Origin of the sequence: Methanosarcina acetivorans C2A (assembly GCF_000007345.1) — an archaeon.
In the GTDB taxonomy this organism is placed as follows: Archaea; Halobacteriota; Methanosarcinia; order Methanosarcinales; family Methanosarcinaceae; genus Methanosarcina; species Methanosarcina acetivorans.
The window spans coordinates 3,782,491-3,798,684 of record NC_003552.1; the positions used below are offsets into that span (position 1 = coordinate 3,782,491).

At 46.4% G+C, this 16,194-nt stretch carries 12 protein-coding genes; 7 read left to right on the forward strand and 5 right to left on the reverse strand.

Annotated elements, in window-relative coordinates; all coding sequences use genetic code 11:
• The first annotated feature begins 71 nt into the window (after positions 1-71).
• The 7 genes from MA_RS15940 to MA_RS15970 all read left to right on the forward strand — a co-directional run bounded on the left by MA_RS15940 (position 72) and on the right by MA_RS15970 (position 9,658).
• On the forward strand, positions 72-1,025 hold the full coding sequence (locus MA_RS15940) for an ABC transporter ATP-binding protein (RefSeq protein WP_226990629.1): 954 nt from the start codon (positions 72-74) through the stop codon (positions 1,023-1,025).
• Entirely contained in the window at positions 1,018-1,929 is a 912-nt protein-coding gene (locus MA_RS15945) for an ABC transporter ATP-binding protein (protein ID WP_048065591.1), read from the forward strand. The genes MA_RS15940 and MA_RS15945 overlap by 8 nt, the downstream gene beginning before the upstream one ends.
• A gap of 190 nt (positions 1,930-2,119) precedes the next feature.
• A complete protein-coding gene (locus tag MA_RS15950; protein ID WP_011022987.1) occupies positions 2,120-3,670 on the forward strand; it encodes an ABC transporter substrate-binding protein in 1,551 nt (516 codons plus the stop codon).
• A gap of 46 nt (positions 3,671-3,716) precedes the next feature.
• Positions 3,717-4,658, forward strand: coding sequence for an ABC transporter permease (locus MA_RS15955; RefSeq protein WP_048066436.1), 942 nt, complete (start codon positions 3,717-3,719; stop codon positions 4,656-4,658).
• A gap of 1 nt (position 4,659) precedes the next feature.
• The gene (locus MA_RS15960; protein ID WP_048065592.1) at positions 4,660-5,538 is read left to right on the forward strand and encodes an ABC transporter permease; all 879 of its coding nucleotides are present in this window, start codon (positions 4,660-4,662) and stop codon (positions 5,536-5,538) included.
• A 273-nt stretch (positions 5,539-5,811) separates the two neighbouring features.
• The gene (locus MA_RS15965; RefSeq protein ID WP_011022990.1) at positions 5,812-6,465 is read left to right on the forward strand and encodes an HAD family hydrolase; all 654 of its coding nucleotides are present in this window, start codon (positions 5,812-5,814) and stop codon (positions 6,463-6,465) included.
• Positions 6,466-7,048: 583 nt separating this feature from the next.
• Positions 7,049-9,658, forward strand: coding sequence for a valine--tRNA ligase (locus tag MA_RS15970; protein WP_011022991.1), 2,610 nt, complete (start codon positions 7,049-7,051; stop codon positions 9,656-9,658).
• 973 nt (positions 9,659-10,631) lie between these two features.
• On the opposite strand, the gene MA_RS27310 is transcribed toward MA_RS15970, so the two are convergent.
• From MA_RS27310 to MA_RS15990, 5 genes are all read right to left on the reverse strand, one after another.
• The gene (locus tag MA_RS27310) at positions 10,632-10,802 is read right to left on the reverse strand and encodes a hypothetical protein (RefSeq protein ID WP_157860281.1); all 171 of its coding nucleotides are present in this window, start codon (positions 10,800-10,802) and stop codon (positions 10,632-10,634) included.
• Positions 10,803-10,963: 161 nt separating this feature from the next.
• Positions 10,964-11,959 carry a hypothetical protein gene (locus MA_RS15975; protein WP_011022993.1) on the reverse strand — a complete coding sequence of 332 codons (996 nt, stop codon included), beginning with the start codon at positions 11,957-11,959 and terminating at the stop codon, positions 10,964-10,966.
• Positions 11,956-13,578 carry an archaellar assembly protein FlaJ gene (gene flaJ, locus MA_RS15980; RefSeq protein ID WP_048065593.1) on the reverse strand — a complete coding sequence of 541 codons (1,623 nt, stop codon included), beginning with the start codon at positions 13,576-13,578 and terminating at the stop codon, positions 11,956-11,958. The genes MA_RS15975 and flaJ overlap by 4 nt, the downstream gene beginning before the upstream one ends.
• An 11-nt stretch (positions 13,579-13,589) precedes the next feature.
• A complete protein-coding gene (locus tag MA_RS15985) occupies positions 13,590-15,443 on the reverse strand; it encodes a type II/IV secretion system ATPase subunit (RefSeq protein WP_011022995.1) in 1,854 nt (617 codons plus the stop codon).
• Positions 15,444-15,476: 33 nt separating this feature from the next.
• A complete protein-coding gene (locus MA_RS15990) occupies positions 15,477-16,193 on the reverse strand; it encodes an ATPase domain-containing protein (protein WP_011022996.1) in 717 nt (238 codons plus the stop codon).
• Between the last annotated feature and the right edge of the window lies 1 nt (position 16,194).

Genomic DNA, 16,194 nt, shown 5'->3' on the forward strand with positions numbered 1-16,194 from the left:
ATATATGAAAACAAATATAAATAGTAATATCATACACTCCGTGATTTTCGTAATACAAGTTAAGCAAAAGTATGGAAAAAATAGTCATGCACACCATTCTTGAGGTCAAACAGCTTCATGTACACTTCCCAACATCAGGTAAAGTCGTCCGAGCTGTGGATGGGGTGGATATCAGCATCACACAGTCCGAGACACTTGCCATCATCGGAGAAAGCGGGAGTGGAAAATCAGTATTGGGACTTGCCCTTCTCGGACTGCTACCTGCAAACTGCACCGCTACCGGAACTGTAAGATATCGCGGTGCAGACCTCCTGAGACTCTCTGAAAGCGAACTTGAAATGATCCGAGGCAGCAAGATCGCCTGGGTTCCGCAGAACCCCGCAGGAGCAATGAATCCTTCAATGACCATAGGAGCCCAGATCGGAGAGCCTATTTCTCTTCATGTGGAAAAGAACAGGTCTATAGTCAGAAAAAAGGTTCTTGAACTCCTTCAATTCATCCGAATAACACCTCCCGAAGAGCGGATCGACTCATACCCTTATTCTTTCAGCGGTGGAATGCTCCAGCGGTCCCTTGTTGCTATGGGAATTGCAGGCCTCCCGGAACTGCTCATCGCTGACGAACCGACCAAAGGGATAGACATAATGAACAGGCAGGCAGTCTCTTCTCTTCTTCGGATAGTACGCGAAAAAGGAATCACCCTGCTTGTTATCACTCACGACCTCTCATTTGCCCGAAATCTTGCTGACAGGATTGCGGTCATGTATTCCGGACGGATCATGGAGATCAGGGAAAAAAAGAGCTTTTTTAAAGGGGCTCTTCACCCCTATGCCAGAGGAATGCTCCGCTCACTCCCGGAAAACGGCCTCCACCCTATAGCAGGCAGGACAAGAGAGACGGACAAATATGACGGAGGCTGTAGATTCCGATTCCGCTGCACATATGCAGGAGAAAAATGTAGGGTCGAACCGCCTCTCATCCCTCTTCCGGACGGGGCGGCTGTCAGGTGCTGGTTGTATGATTGAAGGAAGAGGACTGACGAAAATATTCACCCCGAGAGGACAGAACAGGATTACGGCTGTTGACGGGGTGGACATACGGATCAATTCCGGAGAAACACTTGCTCTTGTAGGAGAAAGCGGGTGCGGTAAATCCACCCTCTCCAGACTGCTCCTCCTGCTTATTCCTCCTACCCAGGGCGAGGTTTTCTTTGAGGGACAGGCCCTGACAGGGTTGAAACAAAAAGAACTCCGCCTGATCCGGAGAAAAATCCAGATTGTGCCACAACAACCGGAAAGCGCACTGAACCCCCGCTGGAAGATAGCTGACTCCATCTGCGAACCCTTCCGCATCCATCCCGATGTATTACCTCCCGGGAAGCTGCCGGAAGAAGAGCTTGAAAAACTTCTCGAGCTTGTCGGGCTTGAGCCTGAGCAGGCCGCCCGATACCCCCACCAACTCAGCGGCGGAGAATTGCAGCGAGCCGTTATTGCCCGGGCTATCGCGCTGGAACCGGCCCTTATCATATGTGATGAACCTACATCAATGCTGGACGTGTCCACACAGGCGGCTATTGTCCGCCTCCTTCAGGCCCTTCAGCACAGGCTGGGATGCGCTCTCCTCTTTATCACCCACGACCAGGGGCTCGCTCATGCGATAGGAGACCGGACCGCTGTAATGTTTGGCGGACAGATCGTTGAAGAAGGACAGGATGTTCTGGACAGACCGCTTCACCCATTCACCCGGAAGCTCACATCAATCCCTGATTCGGCTTCCCTGCAATGTCCGGAACTGCAGGGGAACAGGATTCCGGGATCATGCGTATACTACCGGTTCTGCCCGGAAAAGACAAAAAACTGCCTTCACAGCCCTGAACTGAAGAAATATGATGATCGGAAAGTGCGATGTCATAACATTTCATACGTTTAACGGGCATGCAGGTCTGCCAGATCTACGGGGAGGAAGGTTGGAGACATGAGACAGAAATTACAGGAAAATCACGGAATTACCATATGCATTTCCTCATTCGGTTACTACATGCATTTGCACAAAGATTATAGACAAGTGAATTTTTGCGGCACTTGAAGCTGATACATAATTATTGGATGTGATGAATTAAATGAAAAAAAAAGAGGGATTTCTCTTTATTCTGCTGGCTTTCGTGGTCATGGGAGCAGGCTGTACGGAACAGGAACAACAAGAAGAACTTCAGACACTTTCGATTTCGGGCCAATGGAGTCCAAATACAATCGACCCTCACCAGTCAGGTTACATCGCCCAGAGACTCGGATATGCCGAAACCCTTGTAGGAGTCAATTATGAGGGAAAGATCGCCCCAAACCTTGCCAAATCATGGGAGGTCTCTGATGACGGGAAAAACTGGACCTTCATTTTGAGAGAAGACGTCCTCTTCCATGACGGAACACCCTTTACAGCCGGGATCATGAAAAACTCTCTCGAAAGGTCCCTTGTCCGGTCAGAGTCAATCTTTGAAAAAATTCCCATATCAGCCATTGAGGCTCCGGACGACCGGACTCTGGTAATCCGCCTCGAATCCCCCTTCCCCGCACTGCCGGCCTATTTCTCCAAAGCAGAAAGTGTTGCCCTTGCCCCCGGATCTTATGATGAAGATGGAAATGTGCTAAAGCCCATAGGGACCGGACCTTTCAGCTTTGAATCCTGGAAACCGGAAGAAGAAGTCGTTGTCGTCAAAAACCCCGATTACTGGGGGCAGACTGCTTCAGTTGATAAGGTGATATATCGGATAATGCCTGAGGCACTTACGAGAAAAATGCTCCTTGACAGTAAGGAAATTAAGATAGCAATGATCCTTTCACCTGAGATTGCTGAAGAATATACGGAAAAGGATGGATATACCGTCCTGCAGCAGCCGATTGCCCGGGTAAGAATGCTTGGGTTCAACACGGAAAGGGAGCCTTTTGACGATAAGAGAGTGCGGCAGGCTGTTAATTACGCAATAGATCGAGAAGCTATAGTGACATATGTCCTTCACGGATACGGAACCACCGCAGCAGGACTCTTCCCAACGGGCTTTTACTGGGCTAACAAGGAAATTGCTCCATACACGTATGATACGGAGAAGGCGAAGTCGCTTCTTGAAGAAGCCGGGTGGACCGATACGAACGGAGACGGAACCCTTGATAAAAACGGAAATCCCCTGAAAATTACACTTATCACATACCCTGAGCGTGCAGAACTGCCTTCGATCGCCGAAGTAATCCAGCAACAGCTAAAGAACGTGGGGATTGATACCGAACTTCAGGTCCTCAATGTCGACGCTGCGAACTCTCTCCGAAATCAGGGAGACTTTGATATCTTCCTCGTTGGGAGGGGACTGCTCTTTGTACCGGATCCTGACGAAATCATGATGACCGATTACCACTCGAGCGGTACATCAACAGACGGCTGGGGAGCGTACCGCTGGTACAACGAAAGTGTGGATGGACTGCTCGAAGAAGCCAGAACGACTTCCGACATGGCTGTCAGAAAAGAACTCTATGACGAAGCCCAGGCAATTATTGTCGAAGAAGCTCCGGTTGCATATCTCAACTATTACGTCAATATCGACGTCACAACCTCGGATATAGAAGGATACCGGCTCCATCCGACAGAGTACTCGCTTTATCTTGAGAATGTATCGATTGTCTGAGGGGGTATTCCATGCCCTCTCCCATATACAGAGTTTGAGCAAGATGATGCATACAATCATATTGAACCGGCTGCTTCAAATGGTCCCGGTGATGATTGGAATCTCCCTCATCACCTTTGCAGTAATCTCCCTTTCTCCCGGAGACCCGGCCGAGATAACGCTCAGAGCAACCCTTGGTACCGAAAGTCCTCCGAAAGAGGCGATAGCCCGACTTCATGAGGAGATGGGCCTTGACGACCCCTGGTATATAAGTTATATGAAATGGGCTTCAAGGGTCCTGCATGGCAACCTGGGGTATTCCTACCAGACAAAAAGGAGCACCATAGAAGAAATCGCATACGCCTTACCAACAACCTTCGAGCTTGCCTTTCTGTCAATAATCTTCTCAGCTGCCACAGCAATTCCACTCGGAATCCTTGCAGCACTGAGACAAAACGGACCTCTGGACCACCTCTGCAGGCTTAGTTCAATCATCAGCCTCTCCAGTCCCGAATATTTCGTTGCGATAGTCTTTATGCTCGTGGGGGGCATTTATCTGGGGATTTTTCCGGTTGCAGGAACGGGAGGAATAGAATACTTTATCCTCCCCGCCCTTACCCTCTCAATCGGCCTTTCCGCCGTAACAATGCGTATCATGCGGACGAGTATGATTGAAACGCTAGAGCAGGATTATATCAGGACAGCGCGTGCAAAAGGGCTTAGCCGCAGAATCGTGATTCAACGGCATGCGCTCAAGAACGCGTTGATCCCGGTTCTAATATATATGGGTACCCAGTTTGGATGGCTCTTTGGTGGGGCTGTTATTATCGAAAGTATGTTTGCGCTGCCAGGACTGGGAAGGCTTCTCGTGGAATCCGTTTCCTCGATGGATATCATGGTGGTCCAGGGCTGTATACTCACCTTCGCTGCAATTATCGTCCTGATCAATCTCGGTGTTGACCTCGCCCAGCTGTATCTTGATCCGTCAATCAGGGATCAGGGGGAATAACATGGAGTATTCGTACGTGGACAAAAAATGGGCAGTTTCCGGCATGAGCCGGACATTGGTGCTTCTGCGAAAGAACGCAACGCTTACAACCGGGATTCTGCTTTTTACTCTCATCACCATGCTGGCTGTAACGGCTTCGACTATTTCACCAAATGACCCTGCAGAAATGCATTTTGAAGAGCGATTATCTTCCCCTTCGGCATCTTTTCCCCTCGGAACCGACCAGTTTGGCAGATGCATCTTCAGCCGCATATTATACGGGGCCCAGACCTCGCTCTCAATCGCAATTATTTCAACTCTGATCGTTGCTACCATAGGGATTATCGTAGGTATGTATGCAGGTTATTTCAGCAGATACGATGCATTCCTGATGCGAGTAACCGACATTCTGCTCGCTTTTCCCAATATAGTCCTTGCAATTGCTATTGTTGGGGTTGTGGGCCCCAGTCCTGCAGGTATTATCCTTTCCTTTTCCATTTCAGGCTGGGCAAAGTACGCGCGAATGATCCGGGGTTCTACCCTCTCGCTAAAAAATAGCGGATTCGTCGAGGCGGCCAGAGCACTTGGGGCATCTGATAAATACATTCTCTTCCGCCATATCCTCCCCAACAGTTGCGGACCCATCATTGAGATAGCAACACTCGGACTGGGATCCAGGATTGTTGCAATCTCCGGGCTTGGATTCCTGGGACTTGGGATTCAGCCCCCCACACCGGAACTGGGAGCAATCCTGAAAGACGGAGTGGTGTATCTTCAGACCGCCCCAATGATGGCCTTATCTGCAGGCGGGATGATCATGCTCTTCGTCCTTGCAACAAATCTCATAGGTTCCGAACTGAGGTCAATCGCCGATCCCAGGTCTGATACTATCGAGCTTTAACTGGAAGGAATACACTTTACGAGCAATTTTTCTATTACTTTTTTCGCCAGAAAGCCAGAGTACCTTCGGAATTGTGAAACCTATCATTTTCAAGAATTTAGCCCTGAGTATAGACCTGAAGCAAAATATATAGATATAGAGAAATACCTTCAAAAAATTGAATCTAATAGGAGTATTTGCGAAATGAATATATATTTGAAGAATAGTATTTAGATTGTGAGAAGAAAGAGATAGAAAAATTGAAAATACCAAAAAAATACACGGAGAATCCCTATGCTCCAGAACGGAAAAATTAAGGGTTTAATCTTTGACTGTTATAAAACTCTCGTCGATATCAAAACAGATGAAGGAGGCCGGGAAACAAACGAAAGGGTAAGCAAATGGTTGCTCTATCAGGGGGTGAGGATAGAACCCGACCGGCTCCGGGAAGAATACAGATGGAAAGTTATAGGCAGGCTTGGAAACTCAGGTCAGCAGCACCCTGATATCCGCATAGAAGAGATTTTTGCCGAGATCTGTGCCGAAAATGCCTTCAGGGAAATCGATCCCTTCTGGCTTGGAATTGAAACGGCCAAGGTTTTCAGAACGGCGTCTTTAAAGAAACTGGAAGCTTATCCTCAGAGCCTGCGACTGCTTGAGAAATACAGAAACATACCCAAATGTATTGTTTCCAATGCCCAGAGGGTTTTTACGGAACAGGAGCTTCGCTTCCTGGGCCTGTACGACCGCTTTAATTTTGTAATCATGTCTTCGGACCACCGCATCAAGAAACCTGACACCCGGCTTTTCAGGATGGCTCTCGACGGCCTCGGGCTTGAACCCTGGGAAGTGCTCTCTATCGGAGACACCCCGGAAAACGATATATATCCACCTCAAAGCCTCGGAATGAATGCCATGCATATCCGGGATGCCTGGAGATATGCATAAAAAAAGATCATAGAAAAAGACGAAAGAAGTTTTTTCAAACCGAACTTAATTTATCTTAACCCTACTTTACTTTTTATATTATCCTTTCAGGCCTGGACTATTTTTAAGATCTTCAACAACTCTTTTACAATTTTACTCTTCAATTCTTCTCCACTACATCAAATTCTCTTCTTTATGAGTTGAAGGCCGCTCTCCTGAATCAAACGGGATAGGCTTCATTTTCGAAAATTACCTTATCCTGTACGGCTGAAATATTTGCTTCTATCCGTTCGAAATGAGGGGACCAGGCCGGGACAGGAGCAGGACAAAAAAGCAGATAAATACAGACCTTGCGCCGAACAATGTTAAGGGATATTCCGGGGATCGCCGGCTATTTGCTTTCAGGACAAAAGATTCCTCGGTGCAGATCGGATGCAGATAGGATATAGATCAAAAGTGATCGGATGTAGCTCGAATATATAATCCTGAGAGCTGCCCGGCAGAAGAGATTTCCATCATCCAAAACCAGATATATTTAAATAATCGCAAGCACTCTAAAACCCAAGAAATTCTTACACTTATTTCTCAATCATGGAGTGTCTTTATGACAGAATCGGAAATTCCAAAAGAATATAATGCTAACGAGGTTGAGGAAAAGTGGATGGAGAAGTGGAACCTCTCCATGTACCACTTCAACTGGGGAGAAGACCCCCGCCCTCAGTATATTATTGATACCCCACCTCCCTATCCTACAGGCAATTTCCACATCGGAAACGCGCTCAACTGGTGTTACATCGACTATATAGCCAGATACAAACGCATGCGCGGATATAATGTGATGTTCCCCCAGGGCTGGGACTGCCACGGCCTGCCAACGGAAGTCAAGGTTGAAGAAATCCACGGAATTACGAAAAACCAGGTTCCCAGAGCCGAGTTCCGCAAGATGTGCAGGGAGCTTACTGCAGGAAACATCGAAAAGATGCGCAAAACAATGCTGCGTCTGGGCTTTTCCGTGGACTGGAGCAACGAATTCGTTACCATGGAGCCTTCATACTTCGTAAAGACACAGAAATCCTTTGTCAGGATGTACAACGACGGGCACATCTATCACGAAGACCATCCGGTCAACTGGTGTCCCCGCTGTGAAACTGCCATCGCTTTTGCAGAAGTCGAGTATGAGTCCAGGCAGACCAAACTTAACTTTGTCCACTTTGATAAAGTAGACATTGCGACTACCAGGCCTGAATTGATGGCTGCATGTGTTGCAGTTGCGGTTAACCCCAAAGACGAGCGCTACAGCCAGCACATTGGCAAAGAAATCACAGTGCCCATTTTCGGACAGAAAGTGACCCTGATTGCTGACGAAGCTGTTGAGCCCGAATTCGGGACAGGCGCTGTGATGATCTGTACCTTCGGGGACAAGCAGGACGTGCGCTGGTGGGTAAAATACGGACTGCCTCTGGTAAAAGCCCTTGACAAACAGGGCAGGATGACAAAAGCCGCAGGCAAATACGAAGGAATGACCCTTGCCGAATGCAGAGAAGCTGTAATTGCCGACCTGAAAGCTGCAGGTTTCCTCTATGACCAGAAGTCCCTTGAACAGAATGTAGGGCTCTGCTGGCGCTGCGACACCCCCATAGAAATCCTGTCCGAACCCCAGTGGTTCGTGAAAATCAATCACGAAGGCATTCTGAAAGCTGCAGATGAGATTAAATGGTACCCCGAATACATGAAGGTCAGGCTCCAGAACTGGACAGGCACGATGGAATGGGACTGGTGCATCTCGAGGCAGAGGATCTTTGCAACCCCGATCCCGATCTGGTACTGTAAAAAGTGCGGGGAAGTCATGATTGCCGAAGAGAGCTGGCTCCCGATTGACCCTAACGAAAATACGCCAAAGAAAGCCTGTGCCTGTGGCTCAACCGAATTTGAACCCGAAACCGATGTGCTGGATACCTGGATGGACTCCTCGATTACTGCCCTCCACGTTTCAGGATGGGAAAGCGAGCATGAGATGCGCCTTCCTACACAGATCCGTCCCCAGGGACATGACATCATCAGGACCTGGGCTTTCTATACAATCCTTAGGAGTCTGGCCCTTGAAGGCAAGAGACCCTGGGACTCCATAGTGATCAACGGGATGGTGCTCGGACCTGACGGGCATAAGATGAGCAAGTCCCTCGGAAATGTAATCTCCCCCGAAGAGGTAACAACCCAGTATAGTGCCGATGCTTTCAGGCAGTGGGGTGCTGTCGGAGGTTCCACAGGCTCGGACGTAATGTTCCGCTGGAAAGATGTGGTCTCAGCCTCTCGCTTCCTGCAGAAAATGTGGAGTATCTATCGATTCTCAATGTCCCATTTAAAGGACTTCGAGCCTGCAGATGCGGAAAACTTCCCTCCGGACGCTCTCCTTACAATTGACAGGTGGCTCCTGAGCAAACTTAACAAACTTGTGGACACTGCCACAAAGGAGCTTGACGGATACCAGTTTGATTCCACGTTCAAAGCCATCAGGGGCTTTGCCTGGGAAGTCCTTGCAGATAACTACCTGGAGCTTGTGAAAGGCAGGCTTTACGGAGAAGACCCTGAAGGCAGGAAAGCCGCCCAGTATGTGCTTTACACCACAACCCGGACCCTCTCCCTCCTGCTTGCTCCATTCATACCCTTCTTTGCAGAAGAGATGTATTCCAGGTTCAGCGAGGAAAGTGTGCACACTCAGACCTGGCCTGCAGTCAATGAAAAACTGATCAGCGAAGAAGCGGAAGCCGCAGGTGAAATGATCAAAGAGATCACAGGTGAAGTCCGCAGATACAAGTCCGACCTGGGAATGGCTCTCAATGCTCCGCTGAAGAAAATAGAGATCTACAATGCAGAGATCGATACAGGGGATATTGCAGGAGCCACAAACTCTGAAGTTGAGCTAATGGCAGGGGCTCCCTCATTTGAGTATGTGCCCGTGGAAGTAAAGCCCAACATGGGCTTCCTTGGCCCGCGCTTCAGGAAAGAGGCCGGAGCCGTTGTAAAAGCCCTCCAGGCAGAAGACCCTGCTGCAATTGAAGCCCAGGCGGCTTCAGGAAAAATAACCATTACCGTAAACGGCGAAGCAGTAAAACTCGAACCCGAGGCAGTCGAAATCCGAAAAGAGGTAATCTCCGGAGGCCGTGAGGTAGACGTTCTTGATGTAAAAGGCGCAGTCGTCGTAATTGTCAGGTAAGCAAAAATCGGAGATTTCCCGGGAGTTGCGATTACATCGCAACATCCCGTCGTCCGTTTCGGCAGAGTTGTTTCGGCAGAGTTGTTTCGGCAGAGTTGTGGCTCTGCAGCCCGAATTGCGCCTCGGGAGTACGCGGTCTGTTTCGCTCCGCTCAAGCAGACTACTTTATAGGTAAAAATCACTGGAGTTTCGCCCAAGCGGACTACTTGGTGAGTTTTTATAGTTAGTACCGCCCAAGCGGACTAAATAATGGGTCTGTCCGAGCCTTACAACCATACTCGCTATATTGAGTCTGTCTTATCCCGCTCGACGCAGGAGAGCGGTCTTTCTCAAGATGACAAAAAATAAGAAAAAGAAAACAGTAGATCAAAAGGTAGAAATTTTGGTCTTATTTTTCTTTAATCTCTGCTTTTTCTGCTTTTTCTGCATTTTGTGAAGGGCCCCCAGACAAGCTGGCGGAGGCGCTGATCTGTATCTGTTAATTTTAATGAGGGCTCCCAGGGCAAGATATGAATTCTCTAGTTCCTTTTTTGCGTTGTAGAAGAGAAAAATTCAGCTCTGTAAGGAGTAGAAATCAAAAAACAAAAGAGCCCGGTTTCGGATATCTGGATATATCAACTGATTAATACGGAACCACCTTTTTAATACGTCTCGGAAAAACTGCGGAAAGGTTGGGTTATATCTGCTGGAATTTAAAAAGCAGGTGCCGACGTTAAGAATTTTATTTATCTGGCTGGCTGGCCGGATTCATTCCGGTGTGGCGCGGAAAGAAAAAAACTGAAAGATTCTTCCCTGGACCCCGGGAAAGATCAACAATTAATCAGGAACCAACTGTGGGAAAGGATTTCAAGTAACCTTAAGTTCCACCAGATTCCGGTTGGAATTTACACGGAGGGCGGAATTTACAAACGGATTCCGGATTTACAGGTCTTTTGAAACCCTCGGGATATATTTTGAATTTGTTTGCGAGTTTTTATCTCTTTACCAGCATAAGGGAAAAAGAGAGGATAAGAAGCGCTGCATAGAACATTACACTTGGATCAAATCTGTCATACAAAGACAACCAGGTGTATACCAGCATTGATCCTGAAAACACTGCTAAAACTATAAGTCCGACATATTTTGCGTCTACCATTTTTTTCATCACTCACTTTGCATGTTGTTGCACAATTTATGTTTGTTTTTTAGGTTTGGTTTCTGTTTCAGGTTAGATATCAATCGGATCAATCAAATCAGTCCGATTAATTAATTAGAGTACTGTAAATTCAGCTCCGGTTCACCTCATGAACGGTTTTTATAAACCGTTTATAAGTTATGACCCGTAAATTGCCTGTATTTTTTCAGATCTTTGAGCACCCCCTCAAGGTCGGATTTCATCAACTTCAAATCCAGATTTTCGCCCTGCATACCATCCATGAAATTGATCTTTTTCTCATTCGAAACTATGATATCGTTCTTGAGTGAATTTAAGAAGCTGTCACTTTCGTCCTCGAACTTTATCTCGGCAGGGTTGTCGTTAAAAGTAAAGGCATTTTCGGCAAGTTCACCGTCCGATCCTTCGACTTTAATCGCAAATTCACTCCCGTCGAAATTAAAATCATTATCGAAAGATGAATCGAGTTCAGAAGACATCTCCCCGAAGAATTGCTCTGTCGTATCTGCTTCAAGACCATTGCTTACAGGATTATTGCTCATTAAAGTGCCAGTATTGGACATTTTAGTTAGGAGGTCGTCATCAAAATTTAACTCCTCTCTTTTGGATTCTACCACTTTATCAAGCAGGTTAACTTTTTCAGCTTCGCTTAACTTTTCATCTGCATCTTCAGAATCAGATAAGGAAGCGGGCTTTTCTTCATCTTTTTTATTCCTGTGAAGCAGGGCGGAGAAAAGCAGAGAAATTTTACTGTTCAAGCTCGCAAAAAGCCTCTGGAGAGCACCTTTTGCTTTCAGGAATACTGTTCCCACTTTGGGAAAAGGATTTTTTCCGGAAGCTTTTTTGACCGAACCTGACTTTTTCCTTCCCGAACCTGACTTTTTCCGGCCTGAACCGGAGCTCTTCGGGATTAAACTTATAATTTTTTTGACAGAGTAGGGGAAAAGCTTCAGGCCCCCGAAGCTGAAAGTTTTTCTTTTCGGGCTCAGGTTAGGAAAGAGTTTAGACTCATCGGGATTTACTGAAGTTCCGTCTTTACTTTTATATCTGTCATATAGAGTTGCTGTTCCCATTATGACCAGAGTTACGAAAATACCTACAAAGATAGTGAAATTCGTTTCATATATGGTTACCAAGTCCAGATTCATACACCTCCTGCGAGACTATCAAGTACTCCATCAAAGGAGAAGGCCATTTTCACCAGTGGAGGAATTATAATCATCAGTATCCCTGAAAGGGTAAACATAAACATGCCATAATAGATTGCCAGATACATCGGCCCCCCCTTCACCGCAACAATTGCAAATATATTTGCAAGGGTCAGGATAATGGTCACAATCACAACGAATTGGCCCAGCAATTCGATCGGGACCCCGCCAAATATCCCCAGATTCATGCCCCCCATGCCTCCGGGTATACCTTCAAGTTCGGACCCGGTGATGTCAAACTGGGTAAAAAGGGAAGTTATGATAGTAGAAAAGATCGTCAGGATCTGGCCTATGAATAGAAGAAGGGCAACCATCGCCACATGCAGGGGGATGACGAGGCTGGAAAATCCTTTGGCTATGCGCTCCCTTTTCATTCTCAAAAGAACCAGTTCAAGATTGGACGAGCTCACAAGCTCGCCTACTACTTCCGCATTGCCCCCTAAATTTACTGCATCTACAAACACACTTGTCAATTTGTAGATCAAGTAGCTGCCCGTCTCTCCTACAAACCTTCCCCAGCACAGCGCAGGGTCCAGCCCGGATGCCAGTTTCTTGTAAAGCTCCTGGCTCATATCTCTAAGCTCCCCAAGGTTTTTGGGATCGATCTTCAGGAGGGCTTTTGGTACCGTTAGCCCGGACCCGCTTACAATGGACCCGAGGCTCCGGATAAAGGTTGTAAAGCATTCATCCCTTTTGTTAATTTTATCGATATCTTTATTTGCCGCCATTCCGACAGGCATCAGAATAACTCCTGCCAGAACCATTCCGACTCCTTTAATGTCAATGAAAAAATCGACTGAACCGATAAAAGCCGGTATAACAGTGAGCAATATAACAGCCAGGGCAGACAGGGCAATGGAAAGAGGAGCCCACTTGTAGATGTAGACCTGCTCCTGTGATTTTATGCTTAAGCTGTGGACTTTTGAATCTTTCGGAGAAGCTTTAAAAAGTAGACCTACCCCAAAAAATGCCATGAAAAATATGATGAACATAGTGGAATAAAGCGTATCTGCCGGATCCCCCATATTATATAAAATTACTGAAAGTAAGATAATAATAGCTACGAGAGATGTGGAGACAAGCAGAGCTGTGTAAGCGTTTGACCATTCTTTGGTGGTTTCGAGGTCTCTTTCGAACTCGTCTTTTCTTTTTGTCTTAAATAATTTCCATTCCTTCGTGAGGAATTCGCTATCAGGTTCTCCTGCCGCTATGGCGTTTGATAACCTGTTAAGAAGTTCCCGCATTCTCTCATGCGTTACTTTTGTGGATATGAGCTCGCAGGCATTAGCGTAATCATAGTGCCAGTGCTGGGCCAGCTCTTTAATCATATTGAAATATTTACTCGGGCAGTATTCCTTCTTGTCCGAGATGCTCGTGAATATTTTGTCCCTTGTCAGATTAGCAGTTGAGATTGACGCCATATAAGTAAGAGAAAACAGCATATCGTTACTCATATAGAGTTCTTTCTGGTAATGTTTGAATCTAAGAGCAAGCTGGTCTAAAAGGGGCTGTGATCCGGACTTTTTGTTGAAAAGGTTTTTTATCGCAGAGCTTTCCATCCAAACCAACCTCAGAACTGAATCCTCAGCATCCCGGCCTTTGTAATCTTTGCGACCGTGTTAAAAAAGTCCCAGTAATTTACAATTCCTTCACTGTCCAATCTCTCCAGAATTCTTGCCCTTTTTTCAATTTCATCGTAAATTACCTTCTTTTTCTTGCCAGGGATTCCGAGCCTCGTGGCGATTTTGTTTTCAAGGATGTACGAACTTCCCATAGCACTGAAAACATGCGTATCAGTAACAGGATCCCAGGAAAAGGCTTCAATAAAGGAAATTCCGCCTTTATCCGGGTTGTATCCGAGAACCTCGTTTATACTGAGGACTCTTCTCACAAGCTTGCCGTCCGGTCTCCGTACTGCAGATTGGATGATGACAAAGTTGAGGTTGTCCACATACGTTTTAGGAATGTTTATAGGATCGGCAGTAAGCCTCTGGATCAGTTTCTCAACGGTTGCAGCATGGAACGTTGACATGACGGGGTGTCCGGTCTGCATAGCCTGGAATGCGACATTACCTTCAACTCCTCGGATTTCTCCTACAAGGATATAGTTTGGCCTCTGCCTCAATGCCGCTTTGAGAAGGTCGAACATCGTAACGTCCGATCCGCTGCCTTCTCCTATCCCCCCGCCCCTTGTACTGCCTCTTGTTGTTTCCCGGGTCCAGTTTTTGTGCGGGATCTGCAGTTCAGGCGTATCTTCGATTGAAACCAGTTTTGACTCGGGATTTACAAACGCTGTAATCCCGTTCAATGTGGTCGTCTTACCACTTGCGGTTTCTCCGCATATGAAACCGCTCATTCCTTCCCCGATCAGGATCCACAGGTAAGCTGCCATCCTGTAATCCAAGGTTCCGCCTTTTATGACCTGAAGAATACTGAACGGAATGTCAGCAAACTTTCTTATGGTAAAATTACTCCCGTTTTTACTGATATCATCCCCGAAAACAATGTTAATTCTTGACCCGTCCGGAAGTGTGGAGTCCACTATGGGGTTTTTGAAAGTGATGGGCTTTCCGATCCTTTCTGCGAGCCTGACGATGTACTGATTGAGAGCGTCATTATCGTTGAATTCTATTACGCTCCTGAGACCCTTGAACACCTTATGTTCAATGAAGATGGGCCCGAGACCATTGCAGGTAATATCTTCAATTTTGTTGTCATTTATGTAAGGGTCAAGGAAACCCACACCGATTTTATCCCTTATAATCGAGTACTTCAGCGCTTCGTACTGTTCTTTTTTTACATAAATGTGATTCTTCCCGGGATCTTCCTTTGATGGAAAAAATTTTGCCCCCAGTTTTTTGATCCCGGAATCAACCCCTGCAGCAGAAATATCAACCTGTTTTTTATTTCCTATTACGCAAATGTCATCGAGAGCTTCTTTAAGTATCCTTTCTTTTTCTTCCAGATTTTCAGGGTCGAACTCTATTCCTGTAAGGTGGTCTACAAGTCTGGCTTCCAGCTCTTTGATGAGACTCCCGACTCCGGTAAGCAGTATGGGCTCAATCGGGATATAGAAGTTCCTCACATCGTTTTTGTTCGGGTAAATGTGCACATATATCTGGTCATTGACCTTGTATATGAGATTTGGATTCTCTATTTCACCATGTTTTGACTCAATCCCGGAGACATATCTGGGTATACCCATCGTATCTATGGGCAGGATATGGAGATACTCCAGGAGATGCAGGTTTTTTTCAACCTCCGCTTTCATTTCCGGAGGGAGGAGCTTGTAAAGGTTGCACGTTTTCAGGTTTGAGTGGTCATGCCCGTCATACTTTTTCGGTTTAAACGGAAAATTAGTATATATTCCTGCGTTAAGTGCACAACCGTGCTCAGTACTCAGCTTTTCCTCAATACTATCCATGTATACCCCATGCGTGACCGGCTACAGTTTTCTTTATACCTTTGCCTGTGAGATTGGAATAATCTTTAAACCGAAACCGGGCTGAACTTCAAAACTCACTATATTGCCCGTGCTTTTCTTTGCGCCTCTTATTTTCGAGACTTCCATAACGCTGATATAGCGGTCGGTGAGCTGTTCCTTTCTTAAAAACAGGTGACAATCGCATGCTGACCGTATTCTGACTAGAGTGTCTTCCCTGAAAGCATGCTGGTGCAGAGTGATAAAGATTGTATACCCTTTATCACATAAATTTTTCAAATTTGTAAGGAATTCAAGGATGTTGTCCTCATCGGAATAAGTAGTAAACATCGTGAGAGAGTCAATAATGATAACTGTTTCTCTGATATTTTTAATGTGAGTTGTAACGAGATGCAGAGTGCCTTTCATTTGCTCGGAAGTCCATTCCACACCTTCGAGATGGACAGGAAAAATCCTGAAATAACCCCAGCTGTAAAAGTCCGAGATATCGAGGCTCAGGCTGTCCATCTGAGCCAGCATACTTTTAATAGTATTCTCGGTTGAATAGTAGGCAATTCTGTGAAGCTGGTTCAGGCCTCCATACACCATTTGTTGGCAGAGTACACTCTTTCCGGTATCGTTTTCGCCTTCGATGAGCACAAGAGAACCGAGAGGGATTCCCTCACCCAGTTTTTTATCAATTTCGTCATTGCCGCTTGAAATAATCTTATTTTTATCTTCACTTGCTCCCATT